Here is a 16,301-nt window from a genome sequence, read left to right on the forward strand (position 1 = left end):
ACCTCTTGCGTTGAGGGGCCGGGCCGTGGCTCATGTCGCGCGTCATGAGCGGCGAGGCCCCCGGCAAGAAGAGGACGGACGTGCACGGCGTGGCGGCGCTGCTACGGGGGCTGCTGGCCGAGGGCCAGGAGGAGCAGGCCATTGAGCTGGTGGTGGGGCTGCTGACGCAACTGGTGGAGAAGAACGCCGAGTTGGAGCTGCGCCTGCTCAAGGCGATGCGCCAGCGGTTTGGCCGCACCAGCGAGAAGCTGTCGGCCGAGCAACTCTCGCTGTTTCTGACACAGCTGGGACAGCAGGACGCTGGTGCTCAGCAGGAGCAGGCGGCGACGCCTGGTGCCGGGGACGCTGGCGTCGCGCAGGGCGCACCACCTTCGTCCGAGCCGCCCAACAAGGAGTCACGAAAAAAGGAGCGCAAGGGACACGGGCGCCGCCCGCTGCCCTCCCACCTGCCGCGCGAGCAGCGCGTCCACCAGCCTCCGCCCGAGGCGCTGCGGTGCGAGGCGTGTGGGAGGGACAAGACGCGCTGTGGTGAGGAGAAGAGCGAGACGCTGGAGTGGGTGCCCGGCCACTTCAAGGTGATTGAGGAGGTACGTCCCAAGTATGCCTGCCGGCCGTGTGGTGACGGACTGGTGGTGGCTCCTCCCGCCGACAGGGTGATTGAGGGGGGCTTGCCAGGGCCGGGCCTGCTGGCCCACGTGTTGGTGTCCAAATTCAAGGACGCCCTGCCGCTGCACCGGCTGAGCGGAATTTACGCGCGCCATGGCGTGGAGTTGCGCACCTCGACGCTCTCGGATTGGGTGGCGGCGGGGGCCGACATCCTAAAGCCGCTGGCGCGGGAGGTGGGCCAGAGGGCGCTGGCCTCGCACGTGCTGCAGAGCGACGACACGCACCTGAAGGTGCTCGACAGGGAGCACCCCAATGGCCTCAAGCGCGGGCACATGTGGGTGTACCTGGGGGACACCACCTGGGCGGCCTTCGTGTACACGCCAGACTGGAAGCAGGAGGGGCCGCTGTCCTTCCTGGACGAGCGCAAAGGCTGGCTGCTGGTGGACGGGTACAAGGGCTACGACAAGCTCTTCACTCGCCAGGGCGCCACCGCGGTGGAGGTGGGGTGCTGGAGCCACTGCCGGCGCTACTTCGTCGAGGCATTGGAAGCCGGCGACACGCGGGCGGCGCTGCCTCTCTCCCTCATCGGCCGGCTCTTCGAGGTGGAGCGCGAAGCCAGTGAGTCGCGGGTAGACGACGCCGAGCGGTTGCGCAGGCGTGACACGCTCTCGCGGCCCATTACCGAGCAACTGGGGCGCTGGGTGGCCAACACATACAACGCGGAGCCACCCAAGAGTCCACTGGCCCAGGCCTGCCGCTATGCCATCAACCAGTGGAAACCCTTGAGCCGCTTCCTGGAAGACGCACGGCTGCCACTGCACAACAACGCCTCGGAGCTACGGCTGCGGGAGATTGCCATCGGCAGGAAGAACTACCTGTTCGCCGGCAGTGACGCGGGAGCCGAGCGCGCCGCGTGCGTGTACACGCTGGTGGCCACCTGCGTGCTGGCTGGCGTGGACCCGTGGGCGTACCTGGCCGACGTGCTGGAGAAACTCGCCCAGGGCTGGCCGCAGCGCCGACTCGAGGAACTGCTGCCGCCCATGTGGAAGGCCTCGCGCGAGGCCGCCGCACGGGCTCCCTCTGCCTCGCCCGCGACGACCTGAGCGCCGCTCCTCCCGGTCGAACCAGGCGGCGCGCCCCCTACCACATCTCCGTCTCCACGCTGCACCGCTCCGCCGAGCGGATACGTGCGCCGGGGGAGCCGAACGCGAGAAACAGCATGGCGGACCTCTGGCGGGCTCGGAGGGCGCAACGGCAGCCCAAGGGCTCAGTGGGACGCCATGGAGGGCTTCAGGAGCGTCGCAGTCGGTGCGCCGGGGCCCATGGGCCGCCTGGACGAGAGAAACGGCACGGCGGACCTGTGGAGGGACCCAAGGGGGGAACAGCAGCCGACGCTCGGGTTTGGGCGAAGGCGCCAGGACGCGAGCAACGGCACGGGTGCGGTGGAGCGTGCCGACGTGTGCCTGCTCTGCTCACGGCAACGACGCAGCGGCATCCAGTCGGTTATGGGGGCGGTTTCGGCAAGATTCCGGGAGGGACGGACAGCAAAACCAACGGTGCCCGCGAGATTTATTGGAAATTTTCTGAGCGTGTGCGACCTCCGAGCATGGTCGAAAGCGGCCACGCATCGGAAAGACTTGCGGGGGGCATCCTTCCAGGCGCGGCACGCTCAGGGCAACCCTAGCACCGGCACGCGATCAAGCCGTCACGATCTGAATCTATAAACCCCATACGAAGAAGGTCGTGTAGTGTGGGGGGGGTGTGTAAACATGTATGAGATAGGAGGCTATAGAGGTTTAGAAAACCAGCTCAAAGCCGAGTGACGTGTGCCGCTCCGCGCTGGCTCGGCTGCTTGCCGTTCAATGCACCAATGTCCCCAAACCCGGCAACGGCCACATCGTCAAGCCGTCAAGCCTTGAATCTATAAACTCCTGTAGAGAAAGATCATGTATGGGCAGCATGTGAGAGTGTGTGGGTATACATGGGGTATAGGGCTATAGGATTGTTGGAACAGCCCGATTGACGCTTGACGATTGACGCCCGCCATTCCGCTGCCGCTGCCTGCCTGGGCCACGTCAAAGATCCGCACCCATTTAGAACTCGTTTCAAAAATGGACCAGAACAGGCAGGTCACATGACCTGCAGAGGGGACAGCGACGGTGGAAGGCGATTTTCCCCGAGGGCGAAAGGCTTGGGTCAGATGACCTGACCCATCGAGTCCATTTTTAAAACGAGTTCTTAGTTCGAGTTTCGCAGTTTCTGGTGGCCAGGAGGAGCGAGCGGAGGATGCGCTGGTGGGCTGAGTAGTCCTCGCTCCCGGTGGCGCCTTGCAGCTTGCCTGAAGATTGCGCAGGGGGGCGAAGCTGGAGCGCGCGGCGGCAGGACGTTAGAAGTCATGCTGGAGACGATGACGGGAGTGCCGCGATTTCTACGAACCCCAATGGCAAACAGGGTCGACAAAACCCCCTCCTGCTGCTGCCCGGTTCCTTGAAGGCCGTGGCTTGACCTCGCTAGAAAGTGCGAAACTCGAACTTATTGCCCAATGCCCTCCGGAGTTCCCTCGCCTGGTGGAGTGTACGGATTGGCAGGCTTCAGGCAATACGGGGGGCGAGGATCCTTTCCTCAGAGCGTCAGGAGACCGCGCCAGCAAAGATGAAACAGCAGATTCTTGCATCTGTCGCGCACACCATAATGAGAGGGGCAGGGGCCGGTCACGAGGCGCGCGGGGGATGGAGCCCCGGGGCGAAGTGGAGGCCTGGAGCGAGGAGAGCTCCCGGGCCAGCTCGGAGGCGCTCACGCCCTGCGGCAGGGTCTTCATGGGCAGGGCGACGCCCAGGTTTTGCTCCAGCGTGTGCGCGAGTTCCACTGCGGCGAGGGAGTCCAGCCCCAGCCGGGTGAGGGGCTGGTGCGACTCCAGGGAGTGGGCGCGAGCGCCCAGCCGCGCGGCGATGAGCGCGAGCACGCGGGCATCTACGGAGTTGGCGGGAGCGGCCGGGGAGGCGGGTGACGCGACGGGAGGCTGCGTGGGCTCCAAGGCCCGCCAGAAGCCACGCCCACGCATGAGTAGCTGAGCCGATCGTCCGGCCCGACCTGGGCGGCCCCGAAGGCCTGTTCTCTCACCCAGAAAGAGCGGGCCTTTGGTTTTCACTTGTTCACTATTGGGCATTCATGCTTCACTCGTCGTCACTCAGCGATCTGCTGCGGGTTTAGGATCAGCACGCCAGTTCCAAAGGCTGGCAAACCAAAACACGCGAGGCACAGGCAATGCTATCTTCCCGTATTTGTCGGATACCCCTATTGCTGGCTGTGGTGCTTCTAGCGAGTTGTACTGCTTCTTCCTCTGACACCGGCTCGGCGCAGTTCGCTGTCTCTATGCGCCAAGCCCTCGACTCCAACGTTTCCCGCGTTTCCGTCACCTCTCGTGCCGACGGTATCCCTTCCGTGACCGTGGAACTCGCACCCACCAACGGTGTCTGGGGCGGCGTCATCGGCAATATCCCAGCGGGCGCCAATCGCTCCTTCATCGCACAGGCGTTCGACTCTTCGGACACCCTGGTCTTCGAGGGCGCCGTTTCCGGTGTCACCATCTCCGCAGGTCAAGCCACCCTCGTCGCCATCACCCTCCAGCAGATCAACGAGCCGCTCCCGTTCGAGAATGAGGCCCCGCTAATTGAGTCCCTAATCGCCTCATCAACTTCGGTGCTTGTCGGTGGCTCCATCTCTCTACAGGCCACGGCTCGTGATCCCAACCCCGGAGACTCCCTTTCCTACGCTTGGTCCTCCTCCGCCGGCTCTTTCTCCTCTTCCTCTGCCCCAGCCACATCGTGGACAGCGCCTCTCTCCACGGGCATTCAAAAGCTCACCTTCACCGTGACGGACTCCGGCGGCCTGTCCTCCAGCATCGCCCTAGCTATCAACGTCATCCAGAGCGCAGGCGAGGGGGAGGCGAAGCTGTCCATCTCCTTCAACAGTTCGCCCCTGGTGGCCTCAGTCATTGCCACGCCCACGCAGTTGGCCGTCGGTCAGAGGACTGCTGTCTCCGTCTCGGCTTCTGACCCGGACGGGGACAGCCTCTCTTACTCTTGGAGTGCCACTTGCGCTGGCACCTGGGCCAATGCTTCCTCCAACGCGGCTCAGTTCACTCCTTCGGAAGTGCCTGCTGGCGCCTGCAACAACTGCCGCCTCATTGTCTCTGTGTCTGACGGACATGAAGGGCAGAACACAGGCACCGTCGCGCTATGCGTGAGCAACACGCCCCCCATCAATCACTTTCCTCCCGTCATCGTCCGCTCCTACCGCTCCTCGGACACGGCCGCTGCGGGCCAAGTGATCACCTACGAGGTAGAGGCCAGCGACCCGGAGGCCTCTGCGCTCACCTTCTCCTGGGCTGCCACGGTGGGCACTATAGGCACACCAGAAAACGGTGCCTCCCGCAGTCGCCTCATCTGGACCGCGCCCGGCTGTGTCATTGGAGGCGCGAACCCTAACATCACCGCCACAGTTACCAATGCCTTCAACCTCACGGTCACCAAGAGCTTTTCAGTGGCGGGGCTGCCGGTCTGTTCCTCAAGTTGGGCTTTGACAGGTTCTATGGCAGTGCCTCGTCACTGGTTCCGAGCGGCGCCCCTACCTGGAGGCAAAGTGCTCGTCGCAGGTGGAGTGAGCATAGGCGGTGTGCTCGCGACGGCGGAGGTGTATGACCCGGTCTCGGGCACATGGAGCGCTACCGGAACCATGGCCCAGGACCGGTGGAACCACACGCTCACGTCGCTACCTAACGGTAGGGTGCTCGTTGCAGGGGGAAACTATGGTGGCAGCCCGAACGCGAAAGCGGAGGTGTATGATCCGGTGGCGGGGACTTGGAGCGCGACTGGCTCGATGATCTGGCCCCGCAGAAGCCACACGGCGACGGTGCTCCCCAATGGCAAGGTGCTCGTCGCAGGAGGAGATGGGCTCGCAACAGCAGAGGTGTACGACCCGATCTCGGGCAAATGGAGTGCTACCGGAACTATGACCTCGATTCGTAGCAATCACGAGGCGACGGTGCTCCCCAATGGCAAGGTGCTCGTCGTGGGGGGCTCGTACTACGAAAACTCCGAAACCCTTGGGCGTGCAACTGCAGAGATATACGACCCGGCTCTAGGTACTTGGAGCGCAACTGGCTCTATGTCGACGCCTCGGTACTACGCTACAGCAACGCTGTTGCTTGATGGCACAGTCCTTGTTGCAGGAGGACGAACTGCTAATGCAGGTGGGAGCTCCGCCTATCTAGCTACAGCGGAGTTGTACAACCCAGCTTCGGGTACATGGAAAGCCACTGGCTCTATGCCTTCAACGAATTCTGTGCACTCGGCGACGTTGCTGCTTGACGGCACGGTGCTCGTCGCAGGTGGCCCTGTTCACGCGGCGGTATATGACCCGACTCTGGGCACATGGAGAAATACTGGCCCCATGTCCTTGGCTCGTCCGTTCCCCACGGCGACATTGCTGCCCGGCGGTCGCGTGCTTATCGCTGGAGGGTACGAAATCGAGGCGGAACTCTACACACCCTGAATCCGGAGACGGTGTCAAAGGACTCGAAACGAGCGTGCTGGCGCGAGCCGTTCAGCAGAGTGCGGGCACTGTGCGGCTGCACGCCTTCACCTTTGCTTCCAACCACTTCCACCTGCTGGTGTGGGCGCGGGGAGCCGCGCTCGCCTCTTTCATGCAGTACCTGCGCTCCATCCTGTCCAAGAAGGTGGGCCGGCTGGTGGACTGGAGTGGCGGCTTCTGGGAGAGGCGGTATTCGGCGGAGCCGGTGCTGGACGACACGGCCGTGGTGGGCCAGCTGCGCTACGTGCTGGCCCACGGGGTGAAGGAGGGGCTGGTGGAGAGGAGCGCCGAGTGGCCGGGCCTGACGTGTCTGCCGCAATTGCTGGGGTCGGCGCGGCGGCTGTTCCGGTAGTTCAACTGGACGAAGCGCTGGCGCAAACGGGGAAGAGAGGAACTGGCAGTGGGGGAGAGGCGGCGGCTTGCTGGGGCCGAGGGGATTTCTCAGCGCCCTTTCCGCCGTTCTCCTTCCCGCCGCGGGTGGTGCCAGAGCGCGTCGCTCGAGTTCTTTGACACCCTCTCGGAGCGCCGCGGCGACGATGAGCACCTCGTCCAGGCACCCGTACTCGGCGCCGGCGAGAATCATCCGCGCGATGCGCGGGTCCACCGGGAAGCGCGCGAGCTGGTACCCGAGCGGCGTCAGGGTGCGCTCCTTGCCCTCGATGGCCCCGAGCTCCTCGAGCACCCGCCAGCCCTCGGCGATGGACTTCGGCTGGGGCGGGTCGAGGAAGGGGAAGTCCTCGACGTCACCGAGGCCGAGGGACTTCATCCGCAGGATGACCCCCGCGAGCCCGGTGCGCTTGATTTCCGGGTCGGTGAAGGCGGGCCGCGTGGTGAAGCTCGCCTCGTCGTAGAGGCGCACGCAGATCCCCTCGCGCACGCGTCCGCAGCGCCCTTTGCGCTGGTCGGCGCTGGCCTGGGAGACCGGCTCGATGTGCAGGCGGGTGGTGCCCGAGCGTGGGTCGTAGCGCGACAGGCGCGCCACCCCCGTGTCCACGACGTACACGATCCCCGGGATGGTGACCGACGTCTCCGCGACGTTGGTGGCGAGGATGACCCGGCGCTCGGGGATGGTGGCGAAGACGCGCGACTGCTCGGCGGCCGACAGGCGCGCATACAGGGGCTGCACCACCGTGCCGCGGAGCTCGCGCGCGTTCAGGGCATTCTCGGCCTCGCGGATTTCCCGCTCCCCGGGGAGGAACACGAGGACGTCCCCGTCCGGGTCGAGCGAGAGCACGTCGGCCACCGCATCGGCGACGGAGTCAGCGAGCTCGGCGTCCTCGGGGGGAGGCTCGTAGAGCACGTCCACCGGAAAGGTACGGCCCTCCACCTGGATGACCGGAGCCCCCCCGAAGAACCGCGAGAAGCGCTCGGTCTCGATGGTGGCCGAGCTCACCACCACCTTGAGGTCGGGGCGCCTGGGGAGGATGCGCTTGAGCCACCCCAGCAGGAAGTCGATGGTGAGGCTGCGCTCGTGGGCCTCGTCGAGCACGACCGTGTCGTAGCGGCTCAGGAGCGGGTCGCCGTGAATCTGCGCGAGCAGGACGCCGTCGGTCATGAACTTCACGGCCGTCCGCCGGGACGAGCGGTCCTCGAAGCGAATCTGGTAGCCGACGTCCGTGCCCAGCTCCGTGCCGAGCTCGCGTGCCACGCGCGCCGCCACGCTCGTCGCGGCGATACGCCGGGGCTGGGTGACGCCAATCTGGCGCGGGCGGCCGCGCCCCATGGCGAGCAGGACTTTCGGCAGCTGCGTCGTCTTCCCCGAGCCGGTGGCCCCCGCGACAATGACCACCTGATGGGCGGTGATGGCCGCGGTGATGTCCTCCACCCGGCTCGAGATGGGGAGCTCGGGGGGGAAGTGCAGGGTGGGCAAACCGCCGGGGGTGGGGACGGGTGAGTCGCCGGACATGGCAGCATTGCCTAGCACTGAAGCGCACGCTCCGCCCCTGACGAATCGTGTGGGCACCTGCGCGCCCGGTGTTCCTGGAGGAATTCTCCCTGCACGCTTCCATGGCGTGTTTGCCCCGGGGGCGAGAGTCCGGCCATTTCTGTTCTCCGCAGCGGAGGCCCCGGGCGAGGAGGAGGCACCAGCTTCAGAGGCGGCAGCTCGGGCCATGTGCCGCAAGCGTCAGCGCACCCGAATGCTGGAGTGGGCGGGGTTGCTGCGCAAGACGTTCGCAGTGGACGTGTTCAGGGCGCAAACGGCAAAAACCCCATCCGCTTCTCGCTCCATCGCCGGGTCTTCAGGCTGTCCAGGCGCTCGTCGGCTTCGAGCGTAGCCGCCCAGCCGAGCGCTGCGTGTCCTCAGCAGCAGAGGCCGTCAGGCGAGCGGGATGGGCAAGCGTGTTTGGAAAGTGAAGTGGAGGGCGCGCCCGGCCCCGGACGGCGCGGAGCGGCTGAGCAGAGCCGTCAGGCTGTTGCTGGAGGCAGCCCGCAGCGGCTCGTCGGCAAGAAGGACAGGCCCCGGGGCCGCCGCGCGCAGTCAGCAGCCCGTGGGCCAGGAGGACGCCCAGGAGGAGGGCCATGACACAGAGGACGGCGCTGTACGCGCGCGTGTCGACGACGCGCCAGCAGGAGGAGAGGACGGTGGCCTCGCAACTGGCGGCCTTGGAGAAGGCCGCTGAGGGCATGGGGCTTTTAGTGGCCGCCGAGCACCGCTACGTGGATGAGGGCTACAGCGGCTCACGTCTGGACAGGCCCGGCCTGGATGCGCTGCGGGACGCGGCCGCTGACGGCCTGCTCGACCTAATGCTGGTGTACGCCCCCTCCACCCGCCAAAGGACTAGAAGCCCTCTAGGCTAAGATTGTGTCAAGCAAGCACTGGCAATGCTCGATCTTTAGACGCCTCTACGAGACGCTTTTTCAATGCGGGCTCATCGAAAAGCTCGACCCACATTGACTGCCCATCCGTAGTTCCGCCCGCCCAGTACACATACCCGTATTGACCAGTATACCTGCCGTCAAGTTGGTACATACCGGCCAAACTTGAGTACTTCATCATCAGCTCGAAGTGGACGCCAGCAGCCATGCAAACGATTGCTGCTACTCCAAGCTCTGAGCTGGGCAGATCTTTGAACTTGCTACCGCACTTAGCTTCGACTCGACGTTGCAATTCAGCCCGAGCTTGCGCGGGGTCTAGGCCTACAAATTTGACTGCATGCCACGCTTCGACGTCGACATGCACAACAGTGCCGTCGGGATGTCGGAACTGGATGTCCGCGTCCTTTTGGCCTTCGCCGATCTTGAGACCAAATCCGACGGGTTTGAATTTGTTTGATTGGTAGGTTTGGGCCAAGAAGGCTGTTGCCACTACAGACCAGATTTCGGGAGGATCAATGTTCCAAGCTGAATCAGTCCAGAGTGGCTCTAAGGTTTTTCGTACCCCTGGCTCCGTCCCAAAATCCCGAGCGAAGCCGTCTAAGACTCGCAATAGCGACTCCATAAGGGTTCTTGCCTTCGAATCCGGGTAACCTGCGCCCGCCGCATGCACGCAGAGCGGGAGGTTTAGCGCATGCCAATAACGACTGACTTCCTTTTTTTTCGCGAAGTCAGCCATCTTGGCCGTGGTGATCCCAAACTTGGCCCCATGTGGCCAATCAGCAGGGAGAATTGCCTTCAAGTGGGAGAAGCGGGCAATGGTCGCGGACAGCGAATCGTGAAGGTCGTTATCCGAGACCGAATTTCCGAATTCGGCAGCCTCGACGGCGTCCTTCGGATGAGACTCACTCATTTACACCCTCACAGTGAAAGTTCCTCGTGGTCGCACCGGGTAGTGCAGCACTGTAGTACGGCCTACTGTATCCATACCTGTACAAATCCTCTGGCCCCCTTCTGCCGGGATCGGTTACTAGCCTGCTGCGATCTGGATGCTCCGAAAATGCTCTGATTGCTGGAGCGCGGCGGCACGTCGATCCCCGATGTCGACGAGCCGATCAAGGATGAGCAGTAGGTCCCGCGCTTGCGCTTGCGTCAGCGGATGGTTGGCGTCGGCGAGCTTCTGGATCACCCCGGAAATGCTCGCCGGTATCCCGGCGTCATTCCAGCGTTCAAGCCTGAACCCTTCCGCATCCATACTGGCCACGACCAACCGGCTTAGCATCTCGATGGGAAGATGCGCACCGGCGCGCTGGCCCAGGGTCATGAATTTGTCCATCACGACGTCGGACCATCCGGCGGACTGCATGAGCCGATCGATGAGGGGTAGTACAAGCGGTAGGTCGCGCCACTCGCCATTGGCGTAGCGCGCTGCGCCAGGCGCGTCCTTCACCGAGATCATCAAGAACGACTCCAGCATCGACACCAGAGCACGGTCGCGGATCTCGCCCGGTCGGTAGCTGGTGGGCGAGAACTCCGGCTCCGCCAACATGCGGGTCATGATGCTGTCGAGGATCGCTAGCGCAACTGGCGGAACTGCCGGAGCATCGTAGACATGCCGGCAGGTGATGCTTTCGGTGAGATTGCCGAGATAGAGCAGGAGGACATCGCGGTGGCGGTGCTTCGATAGCGGCTCGATAAAGCGCTTGGCTGCTTCCTCGGGAGGGCAGAATACGCTCACACGCGCCACGAGGCAGGCGAGGGCCAAGAGCCATTCGTATAGCTGTGAGTCGCTCTTGCGATCCTCCTCGGCAAAGGGTGGGAAGATGCGATCAGCCGTCCATCGCACAAGCTCGGTCACGTATTCGACGAGCTTTAGGCGTAGCTCCTCCCGCTCACCCCATTTCTCGATGGGAAAGGACTTGATGATCTCGGCCGCAAACTGCGGGTTGAAGTCAAAAGACGGATAGGTCCACGTCTCCTCGTTGGCGACCCGGCGCACGCGCCTCTTTGGCGTCCCGCTTTCAAGCACCCAAGCAGCAGGAGGAGCGACGAGTTCTTCAGCGTAAGGAGAGGCCTCCATGCGTGCAATAGCCCGCGTCAGCGCCTGCTCACGATGATGGGTCGCCTGTGCGCTTTCGTCTGCTTCATCGAGCCTGACGGAGACATGGCTCGAGAAAAGCTCGGATGCGAGCACGGCCGCATTCCACGTCAGCGCAAGGGGCAAGGATGATGTGTCAAAGAGCGCAGCGAATGCGCCCTGAGCGATGTGGGGATTAGGATCGCCCGCCTTGCTGAGCAACCGGACTCTGGAACTCGCGCGTGGCGATCCGCTGGCGATGTCCGCCTTCAGCGCCACCATGCAGAAGAACCGCGGGTCCAACGAATTGTTGCTGTAACGGAACGGCCCTTCCTCCTCCTTTATGTCGGTCGCGCGGTCGATGACCGACCAGGCCCACTCTAGATCGTTCGCTTCTGCGCCGAAGCGGATCGCAAGCGCCGCAACTGCGACGACACAGCTTTGCCGCCTCCCAAATTCCAAGTTGGCCACTTGCAGCAGGAGCTCAGGCGCATCGCGCTCCTGCGCAAAGGTGAGTGCTGCTTCCAGCGTCATCCTCGGGTCGAGCGCGCCGTTCTGGATGGATTGCGCGGCCCAGATCACGATACTGGACTCTCGCTGCGACTTCTCCGCCTCAATGCGTCGTTCGACGGTTGCCTCGCTCTGCAGCGTGGGGTTGCTATAGGTGAGTTGCACCAGGTCACTGCGTTCGGGGACCTGCTGCAATGCGTAGTTCTCTCTGTTGGCGAACTGCGCCCACGCTTCGGCCGTCTCGCGCATGCTGGCCTCTGTCTCGGAATGACCGCGCTGCTCTTCCACCGCGTAAGGCAATTCCGAGGGAAATCGCGCCAGGGCAGCCGCAAACTCCGCACGCTCGCTTTCGTCGGCGCTCAGCGCGTACAGATAGGCGAGGTCCTTCAGTGACCGCTGCCGGTAGGTTCGTCTCTTGAGGTACTGGTCCGCAGCCTTCTGCTTCGCGTTCATCTGCGAGCGAACGTCGAAGCCGAAGTGGTTGATCTCGCGACCACCCTCCTGGACTTGGCGGTGAAAATCCAGCACCCACAGACGCTGCGATTTCATCAGCGCGAGCAGCGAGGGGGCACGCTCGTTGCGCTCCAACGCAAGTGATACGGCGAGACCCAAGGCCGCTACACTCTCATGGCCCTCGACGACCTTTCGGATGAGATCGTCGAGATCGGCGCCGGTGTCGAGCTGCTGATGCGCCCAATGGGTCATGGCTAGAAAGGCCGACTCTAACGGCTGCGGCCCGCCTTCACCGAAGAACCAATCATAGCTACGATCATTGCCCCAGAATTGCTGGGTCCCCCAGGGAAGGGAGATCTCTATCGGAACCGGCGTTCCGTGACGCGGGTAGTTAACTTCATGGATCTGGCGCCAGCCGGTCGTAGCGTGGTTGGCAAGGTCCCGAACCAAGGTGCGGGCCACGTCCGGCGCGAACTGGAAGAGACTCGTAAATGGCTCATGTCCGGGTGCTGGCGGATAGAACGAGCCGTGAAAGCGGACGATACCTAGATCGCGAAAATCATACGTTGTGTGCCCGATGGGCTCGACCATGATTGAGAGCATGCGCCGTTCATTGGGCGTCAGCTCGCTCTCGGGCTTCTCGCGAAGCGCTTTTCGCCACGCATAGCGCTGTTCGCGTTCACGTTTCTCACGCTCAAACTGCTCCTTCGGAAGTTCCTCAAGCACCTCGATTTTGACGAGTTCAGCGAGCTTTTCAGGGCAAACTTGGCTCAGCACCGGCGCGAGACCAAACACCGAGTTCAACAGTTCCTTGGACCGACTCTCCCACGCGTTCAGCCGATCAAGCGTTCGGATAGCGCTATCCGGATAAGTACGGGCAGCCCGAATGATGATCTGCCGCAGGCTTCCGGCCAGCGAGTCTCGCGAGTCTGATTTGAGCGACCGCCACCCTTCGGTCGTCTCGCCTTCAAGCTCAACGATCCAACTCTCGGCGGCTTCCACGATGCGCTTCGAATAGGAGTTTGGCAGGTCAGCGAACATGTTCTGCCAAACGTTGAACAACTCCACGACATGCGGAAGCATTGTCGCAGGCAAGCGGTCTAACCTCGCGAATAGCCAGGTGAGCACTCGCTTCCACGCGTTCATGTCCGAAGGCCAGCCCAACAGGTCGGCGGCGCGCACAATCGTCGCGCTGTCGACCCCTTCAATCGGACTTTGCAGTATGAGCGGGCTCGGGATGGTTCGCTCGGCCTGGAACCAGACCAGGAACTTCTCAAGCAAGAGGCAGTCATTTTGCACCAGCAGGCCCTCGAACACCGCGAGCTGCTCGGTGAAGCGGGTGCTGGCCGGAGGGCCAAGCAGCCACGCGCGCCGCCATTGGGGGCGCAAGGGCCGCCCATTCAGCAGCACGTAACCACCCGGCCAGTCGCCGCCACGTTCGAATGTATGTTGGGAAAGCAGGCTGACGATGCGAGCCAGCAGCGGCGGCTCCCCTGTGACAACCAACGCATCTGGCCAGTCAGACCCGTGATCGATCAGAAGCCGGAAGAAGGCCCATTCAAAGAAGATGTCGTGGCTGAACTTGTAGCTGCTGCCAGCTTCTAGAACATCGATAATCTTGTCGCGACGCAGACTCTCAAGCTGTGTCGCAGTCTCCGCCTTGATGCGCCGGCCGCGGATCGCTTTGCCCAGGCTCGGCGCACCGACCTCCGCAAGGTCGAGGAGCGCGCGTTGGCGGGCATCTGCAGCCTCGGGCTCGACATTGTAGCCACCAGCCTTCCACCACGCATTGATCAGTTCACTCTCGGTTTGAGGCGGCGGGTTCTTATCGAACCCCATGACGTTCGCCTGATCAGCGAGCACGGCCGCAAAAAAGGGCCGACGCGCAATTTCTCGAACCGCCGCGGCGCCGTAGAGCAGTGGCCTCAAGGCGGGATGCTGCTCGGCGAGCGCCTCCGCCTCGTCATCGTTAAGCGGTTCGACCGCTACATCACCTAGGCCCGTCTTCGAATAGAGCGAAGCGGGAATCCAAGATCGTAGGACTTCAAGCCCTTGATCGCGGGAGGTAACCAGGGCGCGCCAGTGGCGCAGTTCCGGCTCCCGCTCGATCGTGTGAAACAGGTCGGAGACGATACCCCGTTGTTCGGGTTTGATGCGGTCAATGCCGTCGATGAACAACACCGGCGTGCCGGTGCTGCCGATCTCCGCCAGCAACTCCGCAGCCGAGGCATGCTGAAGGCCTAGCTTGCGTGCGAAACTCTGCCAGTTCGTGCCCTCCAGCCGGTCGGACTTGAGAAGAAGAACCGGGCCCTTCTCAAGCGCACGCTCCACGCACCGGCGTAGGATCACCGACTTCCCACAGCCGGGCAGGCCGCTGATGTTGGAGAAGACATATTTCGACGCCGCTACTTCCGCGGCCGTCACGAACGACAGCCGGTCCAAGTTGCATCCGGCGATATCGGTCCGGATATCCGCAAGCGCGTCTGTCGAGTAGGTCGTGAGGATGGAGAGATCGCGCGCGAAGCTCGGAGCGACCTTGAGCCGGACGCCCGTGCTACGAAGATCAGCCAGGAGTGAACCGCGCGTCCAAACTTTCGCCACGCCTTCGCCCAATCGAACTTGGCGACAGAGCAACTCCACAAACTGCGGTCCCCCATTCTCGGATAGGGGAGCTAGACGATTGCCGAGTTCCACCAGCCGGTCACCGCCGGGCTCAAGCCCATCCATGCGATACGCCACGAAATGGCAGTAGAAGTCCCACTCGCCTTCATCATTGGCGGGGTTGATCAAGCCGCGCAACTCGTCGCGCAGCGCTATGTCCATCTTGCTGGATTCCCCTGCCGACCCAAAGCGCGACACGAACTCGGAAGCCGTCGTGCTCGCCCTCGCGCGCCCGATGATGCGGTTGAGCGCGTCGAGCGGGCCGGTGGCGACAGAACCTGTAATGAAGCCGTACTGATCCTTCCCGATGCGAAAATCCGGCTTCGACCTCGTGGCAAGCGACTCGGCGATCACCGCCTTGAAGTCGGTATCGCTGTCGCTAATCGTCAGGCTGCTCTTGACCTGTAAGCTGAGGCGCGCCGGCTCGTTCTGCCATCTGGTATCGACAACGAGATCGTCCATCGGCTCGCCTTGGGCGGCTTGTTGTACAGCCACCTTGACGACGACGCCGTTCCCGCCCATCGCGGCTTCCTCGCGAAGAAGAGCGGCCAAGTAGTAGGCGACTACGCTGTCTTCATAGGTGAAGCCGGCTCCGCCGGTAAGTTCCGCAGATCGTGATCTCTTCACGTTCTTTGTCATGGCGGTCGCGCTTCCTCACACTTGTTTGTTCTTTCCATGGGTATAGCGGAGCGGCTGCACTGGGCTCAAGCCGGATGACCCGGCGTCAAGCCGCGCGCATTTCTGTAGCGAGAGGGCCATGGGCGGTGAGTGTCAACGTAGTTGTCGCGAGAGTGTGACTCAAGCTGTTCTCCGCAGCGGCGGACCCGGGGGAGGAGGAGGCACCAGCTTTAGATGCGGCAGCTCGGGCCATGTGCCGCAAGCGTCAGCGCGCCCGGAGGGGGGAGTGGGCGGGGTTGGTGCGCAAGAGGTTCGCAGTGGACGTCTTCTGCTGCCCGAGGTGCGGAGGAAGGCGGCGGGTGCTGGCGTTGCTCACCCAGGGCAGCGTCATGCGGCGCATTCTGCGCCACCTGCACCTGCCCGAGCTGCCCCCACCCCAGGCACCTGCCAGGGGGCCAGCGCAGCAGGCGCTGTGGGAGTGACGACGCACGGCTGAGGGATGCACTCTCTGGCACAGCCCAAGGCGAGCGGTCGCCTGCGCAGGGGAGGGGTGTGCCTGGATCGCGACGGGCGGGCCTCCTCAGGGCCCTCCTGCACCGTCCAATGCGTGTCGCGCGGCCCTCCTGGACGACCACCTACCCCGGCCCTCGCCCGCAACAGGGCTCCCATGCCGCCTATGCTCCGCTGCGAGGAGGCCCTACTCTTCTTCTTGAGGTACTCCTCGACGGCAGCAGCGCTCGTGCCGACTTCCCTGACGGCCTCACGCAGCTCCGACTCGGTGCAGCCAAACTTCCTGCACCAGTACCTGAAACCGACCTCCGACGTCTGGCACTCCGTCTTCGGAGCACGGCCGTTTTCGGCGCACGTCCAGGGTCCCACAGTAGAGGGGGCTCGGACTGTGGGGCGTTGCGCGCCCGCCCTCCTGTAGGGTTGGCCGTCCCGCATCCTATCCTTCGGGACTGATGCTCCT

10 protein-coding genes are annotated in these 16,301 nt (G+C 63.6%); 5 read left to right on the forward strand and 5 right to left on the reverse strand.

From position 1 onward, the window contains the following. Nucleotides 1-32 precede the first annotated feature (32 nt). Entirely contained in the window at nt 33-1,709 is a 1,677-nt protein-coding gene (gene tnpC, locus NR810_RS41770; RefSeq protein WP_257460874.1) for an IS66 family transposase, read from the forward strand. Nucleotides 1,710-3,034: 1,325 nt separating this feature from the next. On the opposite strand, the gene NR810_RS52935 is transcribed toward tnpC, so the two are convergent. Continuing rightward, entirely contained in the window at nt 3,035-3,523 is a 489-nt protein-coding gene (locus NR810_RS52935; protein ID WP_407653885.1) for an acyl carrier protein, read from the reverse strand. Here NR810_RS52935 and NR810_RS41775 point away from each other — a divergent pair. After that, the gene (locus tag NR810_RS41775; protein ID WP_257460876.1) at nt 3,458-3,613 is read left to right on the forward strand and encodes a hypothetical protein; all 156 of its coding nucleotides are present in this window, start codon (nt 3,458-3,460) and stop codon (nt 3,611-3,613) included. The genes NR810_RS52935 and NR810_RS41775 overlap by 66 nt on opposite strands. A gap of 257 nt (nt 3,614-3,870) precedes the next feature. Continuing rightward, entirely contained in the window at nt 3,871-6,159 is a 2,289-nt protein-coding gene (locus NR810_RS41780) for a kelch repeat-containing protein (protein WP_456062043.1), read from the forward strand. Here NR810_RS41780 and NR810_RS41785 read toward each other — a convergent pair. Further along, the gene (locus NR810_RS41785; protein ID WP_257460878.1) at nt 6,113-8,104 is read right to left on the reverse strand and encodes an ATP-dependent RNA helicase; all 1,992 of its coding nucleotides are present in this window, start codon (nt 8,102-8,104) and stop codon (nt 6,113-6,115) included. The genes NR810_RS41780 and NR810_RS41785 overlap by 47 nt on opposite strands. A 614-nt stretch (nt 8,105-8,718) precedes the next feature. Here NR810_RS41785 and NR810_RS41790 point away from each other — a divergent pair. Beyond that, the gene (locus NR810_RS41790; RefSeq protein WP_257460879.1) at nt 8,719-8,997 is read left to right on the forward strand and encodes a recombinase family protein; all 279 of its coding nucleotides are present in this window, start codon (nt 8,719-8,721) and stop codon (nt 8,995-8,997) included. A 7-nt stretch (nt 8,998-9,004) separates the two neighbouring features. Here the strand turns inward: NR810_RS41790 and NR810_RS41795 are convergent, their stop codons facing one another. Both NR810_RS41795 and NR810_RS41800 read right to left on the reverse strand, forming a co-directional pair. Beyond that, nucleotides 9,005-9,925, reverse strand: coding sequence for a hypothetical protein (locus NR810_RS41795; RefSeq protein ID WP_257460880.1), 921 nt, complete (start codon nt 9,923-9,925; stop codon nt 9,005-9,007). A gap of 117 nt (nt 9,926-10,042) precedes the next feature. Then, nucleotides 10,043-15,352: an ATP-binding protein gene (locus NR810_RS41800; RefSeq protein ID WP_257460882.1), complete on the reverse strand. Its 5,310-nt coding sequence runs from the start codon at nt 15,350-15,352 to the stop codon at nt 10,043-10,045. Nucleotides 15,353-15,582: 230 nt separating this feature from the next. Between NR810_RS41800 and NR810_RS41805 the strand changes: the two genes are divergently transcribed. Beyond that, nucleotides 15,583-15,813: an ATP-dependent helicase HrpA gene (locus NR810_RS41805; protein ID WP_257460884.1), complete on the forward strand. Its 231-nt coding sequence runs from the start codon at nt 15,583-15,585 to the stop codon at nt 15,811-15,813. On the opposite strand, the gene NR810_RS41810 is transcribed toward NR810_RS41805, so the two are convergent. After that, complete coding sequence (locus tag NR810_RS41810) at nt 15,719-16,276, reverse strand: DUF3606 domain-containing protein (RefSeq protein ID WP_257460885.1); 558 nt, start codon at nt 16,274-16,276, stop codon at nt 15,719-15,721. The genes NR810_RS41805 and NR810_RS41810 overlap by 95 nt on opposite strands. Nucleotides 16,277-16,301: the final 25 nt, after the last annotated feature.

This window comes from Archangium lipolyticum (assembly GCF_024623785.1).
Classification (GTDB): Bacteria; Myxococcota; Myxococcia; order Myxococcales; family Myxococcaceae; genus Archangium; species Archangium lipolyticum.

Coding starts and splice junctions, on each gene's coding strand:
- tnpC (WP_257460874.1), top strand. CDS start 33: ATGTCGCGCGTCATGAGCGGCGAGGCCCCCGGCAAGAAGAGGACGGAC.
- NR810_RS41780 (WP_456062043.1), top strand. CDS start 3,871: ATGCTATCTTCCCGTATTTGTCGGATACCCCTATTGCTGGCTGTGGTG.
- NR810_RS41785 (WP_257460878.1), bottom strand. CDS start 8,104: ATGTCCGGCGACTCACCCGTCCCCACCCCCGGCGGTTTGCCCACCCTG.
- NR810_RS41790 (WP_257460879.1), top strand. CDS start 8,719: ATGACACAGAGGACGGCGCTGTACGCGCGCGTGTCGACGACGCGCCAG.
- NR810_RS41795 (WP_257460880.1), bottom strand. CDS start 9,925: ATGAGTGAGTCTCATCCGAAGGACGCCGTCGAGGCTGCCGAATTCGGA.
- NR810_RS41800 (WP_257460882.1), bottom strand. CDS start 15,352: ATGACAAAGAACGTGAAGAGATCACGATCTGCGGAACTTACCGGCGGA.
- NR810_RS41805 (WP_257460884.1), top strand. CDS start 15,583: ATGTGCCGCAAGCGTCAGCGCGCCCGGAGGGGGGAGTGGGCGGGGTTG.
- NR810_RS41810 (WP_257460885.1), bottom strand. CDS start 16,276: ATGCGGGACGGCCAACCCTACAGGAGGGCGGGCGCGCAACGCCCCACA.